The 15,179-nt window shown below is 73.8% G+C and carries 12 protein-coding genes; 6 read left to right on the forward strand and 6 right to left on the reverse strand.

Annotation, left to right across the window (positions count from 1 at the left end):
- Positions 1–422 precede the first annotated feature (422 nt).
- From AB0L95_RS06670 to AB0L95_RS06695, 6 genes are read left to right on the forward strand one after another with little or no spacing between them, the layout of a single operon-like run.
- Entirely contained in the window at positions 423–1,235 is an 813-nt protein-coding gene (locus AB0L95_RS06670) for a cupin domain-containing protein (protein WP_365157975.1), read from the forward strand.
- Between the two features lie 4 nt (positions 1,236–1,239).
- Positions 1,240–3,069 (forward strand): asparagine synthase (glutamine-hydrolyzing), encoded by a 1,830-nt coding sequence (gene asnB, locus AB0L95_RS06675; RefSeq protein WP_365157977.1) that lies wholly within the window; start codon positions 1,240–1,242, stop codon positions 3,067–3,069.
- A complete protein-coding gene (locus AB0L95_RS06680) occupies positions 3,066–4,148 on the forward strand; it encodes a PrpF domain-containing protein (protein WP_365157980.1) in 1,083 nt (360 codons plus the stop codon). The genes asnB and AB0L95_RS06680 overlap by 4 nt, the downstream gene beginning before the upstream one ends.
- Positions 4,127–5,278: an acyl-CoA dehydrogenase family protein gene (locus tag AB0L95_RS06685; protein WP_365157983.1), complete on the forward strand. Its 1,152-nt coding sequence runs from the start codon at positions 4,127–4,129 to the stop codon at positions 5,276–5,278. Before AB0L95_RS06680 ends, AB0L95_RS06685 begins: the two co-directional genes overlap by 22 nt.
- Entirely contained in the window at positions 5,266–6,633 is a 1,368-nt protein-coding gene (locus AB0L95_RS06690) for a dihydroorotase family protein (protein WP_365157985.1), read from the forward strand. The genes AB0L95_RS06685 and AB0L95_RS06690 overlap by 13 nt, the downstream gene beginning before the upstream one ends.
- A complete protein-coding gene (locus tag AB0L95_RS06695; protein WP_365157987.1) occupies positions 6,630–7,139 on the forward strand; it encodes a flavin reductase family protein in 510 nt (169 codons plus the stop codon). Before AB0L95_RS06690 ends, AB0L95_RS06695 begins: the two co-directional genes overlap by 4 nt.
- Positions 7,140–7,240: 101 nt before the next feature.
- Here AB0L95_RS06695 and AB0L95_RS06700 read toward each other — a convergent pair whose 3' ends face one another.
- The 6 genes from AB0L95_RS06700 to AB0L95_RS06725 all read right to left on the reverse strand — a co-directional run bounded on the left by AB0L95_RS06700 (position 7,241) and on the right by AB0L95_RS06725 (position 14,930).
- On the reverse strand, positions 7,241–8,095 hold the full coding sequence (locus tag AB0L95_RS06700; protein WP_365157989.1) for a hypothetical protein: 855 nt from the start codon (positions 8,093–8,095) through the stop codon (positions 7,241–7,243).
- A gap of 294 nt (positions 8,096–8,389) precedes the next feature.
- Entirely contained in the window at positions 8,390–8,962 is a 573-nt protein-coding gene (locus tag AB0L95_RS06705) for an NADPH-dependent FMN reductase (RefSeq protein ID WP_365157992.1), read from the reverse strand.
- Positions 8,959–9,942 carry an EamA family transporter gene (locus AB0L95_RS06710; RefSeq protein ID WP_365157994.1) on the reverse strand — a complete coding sequence of 328 codons (984 nt, stop codon included), beginning with the start codon at positions 9,940–9,942 and terminating at the stop codon, positions 8,959–8,961. Before AB0L95_RS06710 ends, AB0L95_RS06705 begins: the two co-directional genes overlap by 4 nt.
- Positions 9,939–10,619, reverse strand: a complete 681-nt coding sequence (locus AB0L95_RS06715) for an HAD family hydrolase (protein ID WP_365157997.1) — start codon at positions 10,617–10,619, stop codon at positions 9,939–9,941. Before AB0L95_RS06715 ends, AB0L95_RS06710 begins: the two co-directional genes overlap by 4 nt.
- On the reverse strand, positions 10,616–11,545 hold the full coding sequence (locus AB0L95_RS06720; RefSeq protein ID WP_365157999.1) for a pseudouridine-5'-phosphate glycosidase: 930 nt from the start codon (positions 11,543–11,545) through the stop codon (positions 10,616–10,618). Before AB0L95_RS06720 ends, AB0L95_RS06715 begins: the two co-directional genes overlap by 4 nt.
- A 289-nt stretch (positions 11,546–11,834) precedes the next feature.
- Complete coding sequence (locus tag AB0L95_RS06725) at positions 11,835–14,930, reverse strand: PA14 domain-containing protein (protein WP_365158002.1); 3,096 nt, start codon at positions 14,928–14,930, stop codon at positions 11,835–11,837.
- Positions 14,931–15,179: the final 249 nt, after the last annotated feature.

Consider the following 15,179-nt stretch of genomic DNA (forward strand, 5'->3'; position numbering starts at 1 on the left):
CCCGAAACTCGAAGGGACAGGGGACGAAGGCCATCAGGCCTACAGCGCGGACTTGCGGGAGCTGACGCCCCGGCGAACGGGCTTACGGATCACGGCTGCTCCTCCTTCCCGAAACTCGAAGGGACAGGGGACGAAGGCCATCAGGCCTACAGCGCGGACTTGCGGGAGCTGACGCCCCGGCGAACGGGCTTACGGATCACGGTCGTACCTCCTCTCGGGGGTTCGTCCCTGCCGCCGTCTCCCGGCGACACCCCAAAGGTGCCGCCCCGTCTTCCCGAACCGGTCCCGGTCGGCTCCCGCCCGGTCCCGGTCCGCCGCCCCCGACCGGGAGCGGGCGGGGACATCACCGGTACGGCCACCGTCGACGCTCGGCTCGAACACGACATGCGAGACGCATGTGCCGTACGAGCCTGGAGTCACCAATGACAGCGACGCACACCGCGACGTACCTGGGCGACGCCCGGATCATCCGCTCCGAGGAGCTGGTCTTCCAGCCCCAGGAGGGGTCCCGCACCACCGTCGCCACGCCCGTGAGCCCCGAGGCCGGGGCCACCTGGGTCACGCTGCACGTGGCCCGCATAGCGCCCGGTGAGACCTGGAGTCCACCGCACACCCTTCAGGAGGAGAACACGGCGGTCGTCTTCGCGGGCTCCGGCCGGCTCGCCGTGGACGACGACAGCCGTCCGGCCCGGCCCGCCTCGGCCGCGTACGCGCCGACCGGCCGCGCCCTGGCCCTCACCGCCGACGACGCCGGCATGACCGTCTATGTGTGGCGGTCCCCGCTCCAGCAGGGCCGCCGCCTCGGCACCGACCCGAAGTTCTTCTCCTCCCTGTGGGACGAGACCACCCGGCTGCAGGGCTTCGCCGGCACCGGCCAGGTCAGCGCCGAGGGCCGCCGGGCCGCCATGAACTTCGTCTTCTGGCCCGGCTCCGGCAGCTGCCAGCTGTGTCTGCACTGCGGCATCCAGGAGCCCGGCGAGACCTTCAACGTCCATCTGCACCCCGACTCCGACGAGGCGTTCATCGCCTTCGAGGGCGTCGGCCAGATGTACCTCGTCGACCGCTGGGTCGACGTCGCCGCCGGGGACGTGCTGTACGCCGCCCCGGGAGTGCTGCACGGCGCGCGCAACCCGCACACCGGCCCCGAGGCCCGCCGGTTCGTCACCTGCGGCGGCCCCACCCCCTTCGACCCCGCCCTCTACGACGCCGCCGGCGTCTCCTCCGAGGTGATCTGACGCCATGTGCCGTATCTACGGAACCTTCAACGCCCGTACCGCCCACCGCGAGCTGCGCACGGTCGCCGCCCTGCTGCACCACGGCGGCCCCGACGCCCAATCGTTCACGGCCGGCACCGAGGCCACGCACCCGGAGTGGGCCCTCGGCAACAACCGGCTGTCCATCATGGACCCCGAGGGCGGCGATCAGCCGTACCACCTCGACGGCGTCACCGTCGTCTTCAACGGCGAGCTGTACAACCACGACGAGCTGCGCGGCCGCCTCACCCGGCACGGGTTCACCTTCACCGACCGCTGCGACGGCTCGGTCCTGCCCGCCCTCTACCACCTCTACGGCGACCGCTTCCCCGAGCACCTGGACGGCATGTACTCCGTCGCCGTCATGGACCTGCGCGACGAGCCGCGCCTGGTAATCGCCACCGACGAGTCGGGCATGAAGCCGCTGTACCACACGTGGGACGCGGCCACCGGCCGGTTCCGGTTCGCCTCCGAGATCCCGGCGCTGCTCGGCTTCGCCGACATCCCCGCCCACGAGGACCCGTTCGGTCTGGACGCCTATCTGTCGCTGAAGACGCCGTTCGGCGAGCGGACCATGTTCGAGGGCATCGACGTGCTGCCGCCGGCCGCGACCCTCGTCGTCACCCGCCGCGAGGGCCCGCGGCTGCGTGTGCGCACCGCCTCCGCGGTCGCCGAGCCGCACGACCGCACCCTCGACGAGACCGGCGACGAACTGCGCGCCCTGCTCGGCCGCGAGGTCTCCCGGCTCCTGGTCGCCGACGCCCCGGTGGCCGCGATCACCTCCGGCGGCCTGGACTCCAGCCTGGTCACCGCCCTGGCCGCACGCACCCACTCCGGGCTGCACAGCTTCAACATCGCCTACTCCGGCGACTGGCCCTTCGACGAGCGCGCCTACGCGGCGGAGGTCGCCCGGGCCGCGGGCACCGTCCACCACCAGGTGGAGGTCGACCCGGCGAGCTTCCCCGAGCTGCTCTCGGACGTGGTCTGGCACCTCGGCCAGCCCAACGCCGACCCGATCACGCTCAGCACCTTCTCCCTGTTCCGGGCGGTGCGCGACGCGGGCTTCAAGGTGGCGCTCACCGGCGACGCGGCCGACGAACTCTTCGGCGGTTACGCCCGGATGACCCAGGCGGTCACCGCGCCCTGCGGCCCCGGCTGGGTGGACACCTACCTCGACCACCTCGCCGCCGTGCCCGCCGCGCTGCGCGCCCGCCTCTACACCGGCGACTACGCGGCGGCCGTCGCCGACCGGGGGCCCGCGCTCCCGGACGACCTGCTGCGCACGCTCCGGCACGGTTCGGGCAGCCGGCTCCAGCGGCTGTGCGCGGTGGAGCAGCGTTACCGGCTGCCCGCCTACCACCTGCGCCGTGTCGACCACCTCAGCATGGCCAGCTCGGTCGAGGTACGGCTGCCGTTCTGCCAGCCCTCGGTGGTGCGCTACGCCACCACGCTGGCCGACGAGCACCGCATCACCGGCGGCGGGGTCAAGCGCGCCCTGTACGCGGCGGCCCGCGGACTGGTCCCGGACAGCGTGCTCAACCGGCCCAAGCAGCCGTTCACCCTGCCGATCACCGCCATGCTCCAGCCCGGCTCCACCCTGTGGGACCTGGCCCGCGCCACCCTCGCCCCCGCCGTTCTGCGGGCCGACGGCCGACTGCGCCCCGAGGCGGTCGAGGGCCTGTTCACCGAGCAGGCGGCCCGCCCGTCCGACCAGGTCTCCCTCGCCCTGTGGTCCCTGATGACCCACCAGATGTGGCGGGACCAGTTCTTCGCCGGCTCCTCCATATCCGCCCCGGCGCCGCAGGGGGCACGGTGAACGCCACGATCACCCGAGCCGGCGCGGCCCACCTGGTGCGCGCCGAGGGCGCCCCGTGCCCCACGCTCGTCATCGACGCGGACCGGCTTCCCGACGGCGACGCGGAGTTGCTTCAGGGGCTGGCCGGAATCCGCGACGGGCTCGACCCCGCGACCCGGCAGACCGTACTGAAGAACGCCGTCGTCCGCCCCTCCGCGCATCCGCTGTTCGACCTCGACTACTACTTCGTGCAGTCGCTGCCCGGCGGCCGGGGCCGCTTCGACACCCGGGGCTCCTGCGGCCACTCGATCCTCGCCGCCGTCGAGGCCGCCGCCCGGGACGGGATGATCCCGCCGCTGGAGCCGGGCCGGCGCGTCCGGGTCAATGTGCTCAACAACGGCGACCATGTGGTCTGCGAGGTCGACGAGACCGGCCCCGACCGCACCCGGTTCACCGCTCACTTCCTGTGCACCCCCGCCCGCCCGGTCGACGATCTGCTCGTCACCGGGGAACCGGTGACCCATGTGCCGGTCGACGGGCGACGGATCCCGGTGTCCCTGGTCGACATGGGCAATCCGTATGTCTTCGTCGGCGCGGGCGATCTCGGGGTGCGGGACACCAGGGAGCTGTTCACCGCCGGGGACGAGCTGTTCGGCCTGCTGGGCCGGGTCCGCCTCGCGGTGTGCGAGCAGATGGGCTGGGACTCCTCCGGCGCGTTCCCGAAAGTCGCGGCCCTGCTGCCCGGCCCGGACGGCGAACTCGCGGTCCGCGCGGTGTCCGTGCCGTCCTGGCACCCCACGCTCGCCCTGACCGGCGCGATCTGCCTGGGCACCGCGGTGGGCATCGAGGGCACCGTGCCCTTCTCCCTGGCCCGCGCCGCCGGGCACGAGTCCGGGCTGGTCCGGCTGCGCACCCCGGGCGGCCCGCTGCGGGCCCGGGCCCGCATCACGGGCCCGGCCGACGCGCCCCGCCTCGGCTGGGTCTCCGTCGCCGACAAGTACGTCAGCTACGAGCACACCGTGGCGCCCTCCGTCGACCCCTACGGCCTTCCCTCCCCTTCACGCCCCGAGGACACGTCATGCCTGTCACTGCCCCTGTGAACCCGGCCGCCGCCCCCGAGACGCTCCCCGCCGACCTCACCGACGGCCTCGCCGAACTGGCGCGCTGCGCCGAGGAGGCCGACCGCACCGGCGAGCCCGACCTCGCGGCCGTCTCCGTGCTGCGCCGCACCGGGCTGCTCGGTCTCGCCGTGCCGCGCCGGTTCGGCGGGGCGGGCGCCGACGCGGTGGAGCTCAACCGGCGGGTGGCCCAGGTGGCCGAGGTCAACGCCTCCGCCTCGATCATGCTGTTCCAGCACTACGCCGTCACCAGCCGCATCGTGGAACAGGGCACCGACGCCCAGCACCGCGAACTGCTCCCGAAGCTCGCCTCCGGGGTGTGGCTGGCCGCGTCCGCGTGGAGCGAGTCCGGCGCCGGCGCGAACAAGAAGAACCTCTCCACCACCGCCCGCCGGCTGCCCGACGGCGACTGGCTGCTGGACGGCGCGAAGTCCTTCACCACCAGCGCCGGCATCGCCGACCTCTACCTCGTCCTCGCCCAGAGCGGTGCGCCCGAGGACAGCGCCGCCCCCGACACCGGCTACGGCGCTGCGGGCCAGACCTTCTACCTCGTCCGCTCCGGCACCCCGGGCCTCAGGCCGGACACCTCGATGAGGCTGGCCGGGATGCGCGGTTCGGCCACCGGGTTCGTCTCGCTGCACGACTGCCGGGTGCCGGACGCCGACCGGCTCGGCCCGCTCGGCGCCGCCGCCTCGATCATCGCGCGGGTACGGGAGAGCGGCGCCACGCTCGGCGCGGTCGCCGTCGGCCTCGCCCAGGCGGCCCTGGACGCCGTCACCGACCAGGCGGCCCGCCGTGGGCTGCTGGCCCAGCAGTCGGTGCGGCACCGGCTGGTCGACCTCACCACCCGGGTCGAGGCGGCCCGCGCGGTGGTGGAGCGTGCCGGCCGCCGGGACGCGCCCGACCCCGGCATGGCGACGCTGCACTCCAAGCTCTTCGCCTCGGTGTGCGCCGAGGAGGTGTGCGCGGAGGCCGCGCGGATGCTGGGCTCCGCCGGTTACGTCGAGACACACCCCGTCAACCGCCACGGCCGCGACGCCCGTGCCGTGGCCCTCATGGGACCGACCAACGATCTGTGCAGGGAACTGGTGAGCATGTCATGGAACAGCTGATCATCGAGGGCGGCCGGCTGGTCACCCCGCAGGGCGTGCACGAGGGCACGGTCGTGGTGAACGACGGCAAGGTGGCCGCCCTGCTCGGGCCGGACGCCCCGCTGCCCGAGGGACCGCGCATCGACGCCCGGGGCCGGTATGTCCTGCCGGGCCTGATCGACTCCCATGTGCACTTCCGTACACCGGGCCTGGAGTACAAGGAGGACTGGGAGCACGGGAGCGCCGCGGCGCTGGCGGGGGGCGTCACGACGGTGATGGACATGCCGAACACGCGTCCGCCCGGCCTGGACGAGGACGCCCTGCGGACCAAGGCGGAGTTGGTGGCGGGCCACGCGGGGGTGGACCATCGCTTCCACATCGGCGCCGACCCGGCCAACCCCGGGCTGCTGGCCACCCTGGACCCGGATATCGCCACCTCCGCCAAGGTGTTCATGGCGGGCCACCACACCGCCCCGGTCGTCTTCCGCGACCGCGCACAGCTGGACGCCGCCTTCGAGGCGGCCGCCCGAGGCGGCGTCCGGCTGGTCCTGCACGCCGAGGACCAGCGGGTCTTCGATCTGCTCGACTCCTGGCGCGGCGACCCGCACACCTACTCCGAGTACGAACCGCACCGCCCCCGCTCGGGCGCCATCGTGGCGGTGGCCCAGGTCGTCGAACTGGTCCGCCGCCACGGCACCGCCGCCCATGTGCTGCACACCTCGTCGGCGGAGGAGATCGATCTGCTGGTCGCCGCCGCCCGCGAGGGACTGCCGGTCACGTTCGAGGTCACCGGCCACCATCTGTCCTTCACGCACGCCGACACCTGCCGCCGCGGCCCGCGCACCCGGCTCTCGCCCGCGATCCGGGACGAGCCCGACCGGGAACGCCTGTGGCAGGCCGTGCTGAACGGCGAGGCGGCCACCGCCGGAAGCGACCACGCCCCGCACACGATCGAGGAGAAGAACCGCCCGCCGGCCGACGCGCCACCCGGACTGCCCGGGGTGCAGGAGCTGGCGGTGTCGATCTGGACGGGCCTGCGCACCCGCTCCGTACCCGCCGACGAGGCGGCCCGCCATCTCGCACGTCTGATGGGCAGCGGGCCGGCGGCCCTGTTCGAACTGCCCGGCAAGGGCCGCCTGGAGCCCGGCGCGGACGCCGACCTGGTGCTCTTCGACCCGGCCGAGCGGTGGCAGATGTCCGCGGCGGACGTGCGCTCCAAGTGCGGCTGGTCCGCGTACGAGGGCTGGACGTTCACCGGCCGGGTGGTGACGACGCTGCGGGCGGGCCGGATCGCCTGGGACGTCCGCACCGGCGTGCACACCCCCGCGGACGGCCGCCGGCTGCCGACCGCCCGGCGCGTGGAGGCGATCCGATGAGCACCCCCCTGCTGACGGCGCCCTCCGGCGTCCGGAAGTCCGTCGACCCGGCTGCCTTCCGCTCCGCGATGGCCGCGCTGGCGGCCCCGGTGACGGTGGTGACCTGCTACGACGACCTCGGCGCCCCGCGCGGGATGACCGTCAGCGCGGCCTCCTCGCTCTCCCTGGACCCGCCGCTGTTCCTCGTCTGTCTGGACCGCCGCGCCGGCTCGCACGACGCGCTGGTCTCCGCGCCGTTCTTCTGCGTCCATCTCCTGGGCCCCGGCGACGAGGACCTGGCGATGCGGTTCGCGGGCCCGGCGGACCGCCGGTTCACCGACGCGCCCCTGCTGCCCGGACCGGCGCCCGCCCCGGCGCTGGCCGCGGGTGTCCGGCTGACCTGCGAGCGGTACGCGGCCCGGGACGGCGGCGACCACTCGATCCTGATCGGCCGGGTCACCGAGGTCGACGCTCCGGAGGGCGCCGACGGGGGCCTCGTCTGGCACCAGCGCGCCTTCAGCTCCTGAACCGCCCTCTCCCCCTCATACGCCGAATGTCCCGGTGGCCGGCCACCGGGACATTCGGCGTTCCTGAAGGAAAGTTCCTGACGGAACGTTCCCGAAGGAAATCAGACGAACAACCGTTTCATGCGGGAGGCGAGTTCAGCGGCGTGCTCCGGCGACTCGGCCTCCAGGACGACCTGGCCGCCCCGCTCGCCGTCGGACCTGACGACCTGACGCACGTACGGCAGCGCGCGTACGTCGTCCGGCCGGATCTCCGGGAGCGTGACGGAGGCCGCGAACCGCAGCGCCCGTACGGGCGCGACATCCTGCCCGGCGAGCACCTCGAAGGCGTCCGCTACGAGCTCGCGCCCCGAGGCCACCCGCACCAGCCACGGCACCGGTTCCTCGGCGACGACGGCCGCGCAGCCGGTGGTGACCGGCCCGTCCGGGGTGAGGACGACCTCGGTGTGCGCGGGCCCGTACTGGTACCCGGCCAGGTCCAGCAGTGAGGTGACGACCGACCGCAGCGTGGCGGCGGTGTCGCCGGCGAGGGGCGCGGGATGCAGCAGACCCCAGGGTGTCTCGGCGGTGATGCCGACCGTGTGGTGCATACCGTGCACGCTCAGCGTGTCGACCCTGTACCGGTCCCCGGCCGCGTCCTCGGCGGCCTCCGGCGGGCACAGCTGGTTGTCGTGCACGAGCCGCCGTACGGCTTCGTGATCCGCCAACAGCCGTACGGTGCCCGGCGGGTTGACGTGCAGGCCGACGGCGGCGGCGGTGTCCAGGGCTTCCTTGAGCGCGGCCTCGTCGCCGAAGTCGGCGACCAGCACGCGTTCGGAGAGGGCGGTCAGTTCCTCGGGCGGACATCGGCGGGCGTCACACAGGGACCAGACCCGGAACCCGGCCGCTCCGGCCGCCCGTACGAGCGCGGTGGTCGGGCCGGCGATCAGGATCCGGCGGTGAGGGGGTGGTGTGCTCATGACGGCGAAGGCTTTCGGCGGAGGACTTTCGACGGAAAGGTGTCGGGGGACGGGCGGAAGACGTGGGGCGGGGACGGGCGGGAGGCGTAGGACGGGGCGCACCGCCGGCAACGGCGGCACGGCCGGGCACGGACGACTGTTCTGCCGTCCGTGCCCGGCCGTGGACCGGTACCGCGATCGTGACCCGGAGGGTGTGCGCCGGGCAATGAGGAGGGGCGCCGGAACACCGGCCGCCCAGGACTGGGTGCATAGGACTCCGTGGCGGTACGGACGTGGTGTCGAGGGTACGCGGGGTCAGCCGACGAGAGAGGGCACGGGCTCCCGGGCCGCGGCCAGCGCGGTCCGCAGCAGGCTCTCCAGTGCGTCGAGGGTCTCGGACTCCGTGAACTCCCCCTCCGCTGCCAGCAGTTCACCGGCGTTGGCCACGGCCACCGGCGGGTGCTCGACGACCAGCGCACCGGCGTGCCCCAGCACCTCCACGAGCCCCGGCTGCGCGTCCACGGCTCCGCGCGGACCGGGCGAGGCGCTGGTGACGGCCACGGTCCGCCCGTCCAGGCAGCTCTCGCCGTACGGCCGCGAGAGCCAGTCCAGCGCGTTCTTGAGGACGCCGGGGGCGGCACCGTTGTACGACGGGGTGCTGATCACCAGGACGTCCGCGGCGGCGACACGGTTACGCATCCGCAGCACGGCCTCGGAGCCGTTCGCCGCGTCCATGCCCTCGTCGTAGAAGGGCAGTTCGGCGGGGCGTACGACGGTGGTACACACCCCTTCGAAGCGCTCCTCGACGATACGGCGCAGGGTGGCGACGACCGCGGAGTTGTACGAGCCGTCACGAACGCTGCCGGACATGAGCACGATCTCGGTCATTGCACTGACCTCTCCCTCACTCGACGTTGTCGCGGCCAGGTTAGGAACGCCCGTTCCCGATCCGTTCCCGGTCCGGGACCAGCGCGCCCGGGCGCCGGGGTGCGGGGGACCGCCGACCGCTGTGCGAGCCGGATGGCGCCGAACACCAGTACCACCCCGCATATCTGAGTGAGCGTCAGTGACTGGTCGAGGACCAGATAGCCCAGTGCCGTCGCCACCACGGGGCTCACGAAGCCGAGCAGGGACACGGTGAAAGCGGGCAGCCGCTCGATGCCGCGGAACCACAGGGCGTACGAGACGAGTGCGCCGATCACCGCCAGATAGGCGAAGCCGAGCAGGTTCTCCCCCGTCGGCCGGGGCGGGGACCCCTCGACCGCCAGGGCCAGCGGCAGCAGGAGCAGACCGCCGGCGGTGAGCTGCCAGCCGGTGAACGCCAGCAGTCCGACGCCCTCCGGGCGCCCCCACCGTTTGCCCAGGACGATACCGGCGGCCATGCTCGTGGTCGCCGCCAGCTCCGCGATCACGCCGACGAGGTCGAGCCTGGCCTGCGCGCTGAGGACCAGCAGCGCCACGCCGGCCGTGCCGAGGACACAGGCGAGGCAGTCGCTGAGGCGGGCCCGCTCGCGGAGCAGCAGAAAGGCGAGCGCGATCACGATCATCGGCTGGATCGAGCCGATGATCGCGGCGAGTCCGCCGGGCAGCCGGTAGGCGGCCACGAACAGCAGGGTGAAGAAGGCCCCGATGTTGAGGACCCCGAGGGTGAGGGCGCGGCCGATCCAGGCGCCGCGCGGCAGGCACCGGGTGATCGCGAGCAGCGCCAGTCCGGCGGGCAGGGCCCGGACGGTCGCGGCGAGCAGGGGGCGGCCCGGCGGCAGCCATTCGGTGGTGACGAGGTACGTAGTGCCCCAGACGGCGGGGGCGAGGGCGGCCGTGACGACATCGGCCGCCTGTGCCCGGCCGGCCGGTCCGGTCCCGGTCATGGTCCGACCACCTCGCGTTCGTGTGCCAGCGCGTCCCGTACGAGCTCGTCGAACCGGTCGTACACGTCGTGCGCGCCCGCCTCGGCGAGCGTCTCGGCGCCCGCGACCCCGGTGGTGACGCCGAGCGCCCGCATCCCGGCCCCGCGCGCCATCCGCATGTCGTCACCGCTGTCGCCGACGACCACGCAGTCCTCCGGCGGCACGGCCAGTGACTCCGCCGCGTACAGGGCGAGGTCGGGGTGGGGCTTGCCACGGTCGACCATGTCGTGACAGGCGACCGTGGCGAAGAAGCCGTCGAGACCGGCGGCCCGCAGAAGCGGTTCGGTGCTCGCGCGCACCTTGCTGGTGGCGATGGCGAGCGCCACCCCGGCCTCCCGGGCCAGGGTGAGCCCCTCGACGACACCCGGCAGGACGATGTCGCGTGCCCGGGGCAGCACAGTGGCGGCGAAGGCCTCGCGGTAACGGGCGACCGCCTCGGTGACGACCGGGTCCGCGGGGTCCCGGCCGAGCAGCGCGGCGACGGAGGTGTCCAGCGGCTTGCCGACCGTGGCCCGCACCGCGTCCGTCCCGACGGCGCGCCCGGCGACCTCGAAGAGGACGGAGTGCAGTGTGCGGGCGATGGCCCCCGGGGTGTCGAGGAGCGTGCCGTCGAGGTCCAGCAGCAGCGCCCCGGTCATGACGACTCCTCCTGACCGGCAGCCGCCAGGGCCACGGCGACTTCGCCCGCGAGGGCCGCGGTGGAGATGAGCACGGCGCGGTTGGCGGCGGCACTGGCACCCGCGGTGGCCGCGCTGACCGCCTTCATCAGGAAGGGGGTGATGGCGGGACCGGTGACGCCCTGCGCGTCCGCCTGCGCGAGGGCGTCGGTGATGGCCCCCTCGACATACTCGGAGTCGAGCGCGTCGGCCTCCGCGATCGGGTGCGTCACCAGGGCGCCCACCTCCGTGCCGGTCGCCCAGTGCGCGCGCAGTGCCCGCACCAGCAGCGGCAGTTCGTCGATCCGCTGCGGGTTGCGGTGGCCGCTGGAGCGGCAGTAGAAGGCGGGGAAGTCGTCGCAGCGGTAGCCGATGACCGGCACGCACTGCGTCTCCAGGTACTCCAGCGTGAGACCCAGGTCCAGGATGCTCTTGGCGCCCGCGCACACCACGGCGACCGGGCTGCGGGTGAACTGCACGAGGTCGGCGGAGACGTCGAACGTCTCGCCCGCCCCGCGGTGCACGCCTCCGACACCCGCCGTGGAGAACACCGGGATTCCCGCGAGGGAGGCGGCGACCAGCGACGACGCCACCGTCGTCGCGCCGAGCCCACCGCCGGCCAGGACCACCCCGATGTCACGGCTCGACACCTTCGGAATGCCCTTGGCGGTGCCGAACCGCTCCAGGTCCGACTCGCTCATGCCGACGGTGAAGCGGCCGTCGGCCAGGCCGATGGTGGCGGGCACGGCGCCCGCGTCGCGCACCGCCTTCTCGATCGCCGTCGCGGTCTCCACGTTGCCGGGGTAGGGCAGGCCGTGGGCGATGACGGTGGACTCCAGGGCCACGACGGGGCGCCCGTCGGCGAGGGCGGCCCGGACCTCCTCGCTGACACGCAGCAACGGGTGCATAGGTTCCTCCATGGGGGGGCACGGGCCGGACGGGCCCGATGCGGACAGGGAACAGGCGGCGGATCCCGGCGGTCGGACGGCCGGGAGAGGCCCCGACCGGGTGGCGACGACTCCCCTTCGCACGGTGTCCGTTCCGCCGGACCGGCTCGTGCAGGCTAGGAAGGGGCGATACCGATCCGTTCCCGGCCGGTTACCCCCCAAGAGCTCCGGACACGACGAAGGCCCGGGTCGGGGACCCGGGCCTTCGTGCCGTCCTTCCTGGTTCTGCGCACGTCCCTGTGCGGAACCCTCAGTCGGCGGCGGGCGCCGCGGGGCGGGTGCCGGGGACGGCTCCGTAGCCGATCTGCTCCGGGGTGTCGCCGTCCTGGCCGTAGACCTGGACCCGGTAGTAGGAGGTGGCCCCGGACGGTGCGGTGGTGTCCCGGTAGGACGTCGCCGTGCCGGGCAGGGCCGAGGTCAGCTCGTCCCACACCTGGGTGCCGGGGTTCCAGCGCCGGACCGTCACCGAGGAGGGTGCCGGGCACCAGTCGTTCTGGCAGGCCCACGTCCAGGTGAGCCGCACACCGTCAGCGGAGCCGCTCGCCGCGAGGGTCATGGAGGCGCCGTAGCCGTCGCCCGTCCACGGCAGCACCGCCGCCGCGGAGCGCACCCCGTCGGCGTTGACGGCCACCACCGCGTACGAGGCGTTGGAGGAGGGAGAGGGCGCGGCGGTGTCGGTCACGGTCGTGGCCGCCACGGGCTGGTCCTGGATCCGGGTGCCGGGGTTGGCGGCGTCGTTCCAGTACCGGTAGACGAGGTAGCCGGTGGCGCCGGGGACGGGCTGCCAGGACAGCACCGCCTGGCTGCCGTCCTGCCGCGCGGTCAGCCCCGCGGGCCGGTCGGGGCGTGCGGTGCCCTCGGGGTACGGGCGCACCGCACAGTCGTCCTCGGAGAAGTTCGAGCGGTTCCCCGCCGCGTCGACGGCGATCGTCCGATAGCAGGAGGGCACTCCGGCCGGTGCGCCGGTGTCGGTCCAGTCCGGGGAGGTCGTCGCCGGGAGGCCGGCGGTCTTGAAGTACACGGCGTCCGTCTCGGTGCGGCGCCAGACCTCGTAGCGGGTCACGGAGGGGTCGGCGGCGGACCAGGTCAGCCGGACGCCGTCGGCGGTGCCGGCCGCGGTCGGCTTCCCGGGCGCCTGCGGGCCGGGGCCCGGCTCGTCGGACACGTCGATCCAGACCGGGTCGCTGTAGGTGCCCTGGAAACCGCGCACCGTCAAGCAGTAACGGGCCTTGCGCCAGGGGTCGGTGTCCAGGTAGTAGGAGGCGGCCGTGTGGAAGGTGTCGACGCTCGCGCACGGGCTGCCGTAGGTCGTGCGGTACAGGTAGTAGAGATAGGCCTCGGACGCCGGGGAGTCGTCCCAGTCGAGGAGGAGGCCGCCGTCGTCACGCGTGGCGGTCAGCCCGGTGGGCTTGGCCGGCGTGGGGGCCGGCGGGGCCGAACGCTTCAGCCGTACCACGGTGCCCGAGGAGCGGTTGCCCGTCCGGTCGACCGCGAGGACCCGGTAGTACGGGGTGGCGTCGGCGGCGATCGGGCCGTCGGTCAGGGTGCAGCGGACCTGCTCGGTGCCGGGCACGTCGGCGCACTGGGGGGTGCGGGGGCTTCCGGAGTCGGTGAACGGGCCGTCGGGACCCGCGCCGCGGGTGACCTGGTAGCCGGCGAAGTCCTGCTCGTAGCCGGGCCATCCGTTGGTGGTCCAGGTCAGGGTGGCGGTGGTGCCGCCGTCGGGCGCGGTGACCTCGGGTCCGGCGGGCGCGGCGGGCGGCGTGGTGTCCGGCGGTTGCGGGCGGTCGACGGCGACCGGATCGGTCCAGGCCGAGTAGGCGCGCGGGGTGTCGGCGTCGACGGCCTTGCCGACGGCGCGCACCCGGTAGTAGCGGGTGCCGCCCTCGGGCAGGGTGGCGTCGGTGAACTGCGAGGCGGTGAGCGGTGCGCCGGCGCGCAGGGTCCAGGGGCCGGCGGCCGAGGAGGCGGACTGCACCTGGTAGCCGTCGGTCAGTCCGTGCACGGGGCTGCCGACCGGGTTGTCGGCCCAGTCCAGCACGGCGTTGCCGTCGCTGAGGCCGCCCTTGACCCCGGTGGGCTGCTGCGGCGGGTACAGACCGGTGTCGGGGCGCAGCGCCGAGGCGATGTTCCTGGCGTACTCACCGGGCTCGGTGGCGGCCGGGGCGGACTCGTTGCCGGCGGTGTCGACGGCGGTCACCCGGTAGTACGCGGTGATGCCGATCGGGGCGTCCTGGTCCGCGTAGGCGTTGTCCTGGACCACCCGGGCGTCGGCGCTCCGGATCCTGGTCCACGGGCCGCCGGGGGCGGTGGCGCGGTAGATGGCGTACCCGGCGAAGGAATCCCTGGTGCTGTAGTCGTCGTCCCAGCTCGGGCCCCAGCTCAGGTGGTTCTCGCCGAGGTCGTCGTCGGGGTCGGGCACGCCGTTGCCGTTGAGGTCGATGTCGCCGTAGCCGTCGGCGCCCAGCAGGTCCGGGGACCGCGGCGGGGTGGTGTCGGCCGGGACGGCCGAGACGTTCGCCGAGGGGCGGGACTGGTTGCCGGCGCGGTCCACGGCGGTGACGGCGAACCAGTACTTCGTGCCGTTGTGCAGCCCGGTCGAGGTGAACGTGCTCCCGGTCAGCAGCCCGGAGCCGCTGACCCGGTGGGCGGTGTCGGTCGGCACGGGGGTGCCGGTGGCGCGGTAGACCCGGTAACCGGCCAGGTCCGCCTCGGCGTTGCGGGCCCAGCTGACGGTGGCCCTGCCGTCGCCGCGCGACGCCTTGACGGAGGCGGGGGCCAGAGGGGCGGTCCGGTCCGGAGTGGTCGGGGCGAGGCCGACCGAGACGTTGGCCGAGCCCGTGAGCGCCACATAGTCGACCCGCACGGTGTGCGTCCCGCGCGGCACGGTCACCTTGACGCTCGCGCGCTGGGTGGAGGAGTAGTCGCGCCACAGGCTGACATAGCGGGTGCCGTCGACCCAGACCCGGACGCCGTCCTGGGCCGCGGTCTTCAGCAGGAAGGGGCCGCCGCCGCCGAAGTCGCGGCGCATCGTCCAGCGCACGCCGAAGCGGTCGTCGGGCAGGGATATTCCGGCGGGATGGCCCTTGCCCCAACTCTCGTCGACCGACTTGTCGCACAGTGACTTGCGCGGTGTGCCGGTGAGGGTGGTGTTGGCGTAGTAGTCGGCCTTCCACACACCGTCGGCGCAGCTCACGGCCGCGACCGGCGCCGCGTCCGGCCCGGTCCGGGGCGGGGTCTGCACGACACCGGCGATGAGCGCGGCTCCGGCGGCGGCCGCGGCGACCGGCCACAGCAGCCGGTGCGGCGCCCGGAGGCGGGATTGCGGGGGAACGGGTCTGCCCATGCGGGGCGTCATCCTTCCTCGGACCGGCGCACCCGGTGCGGCATGACGGCTCGGGTGTACTCCGGTGGGTCGCTTCTGCCGCCGGAATGATGGCATGCGAACAGATATTCGCGTGAGGGTTTTGTGTCGACGGTGTGTCCGAGTTCGGTAACACTCGCCGTGGCAGGCAGCCCTGCTGACACAGCCTCAGCGCGCGACGACGAACGGCCCCGGGCTCACAAGGAGCTGCCGGGGCCGTGGGAAACAGGG

It is taken from the genome of Streptomyces sp. NPDC052036 (assembly GCF_040680495.1).
Taxonomy (GTDB): Bacteria; Actinomycetota; Actinomycetes; order Streptomycetales; family Streptomycetaceae; genus Streptomyces.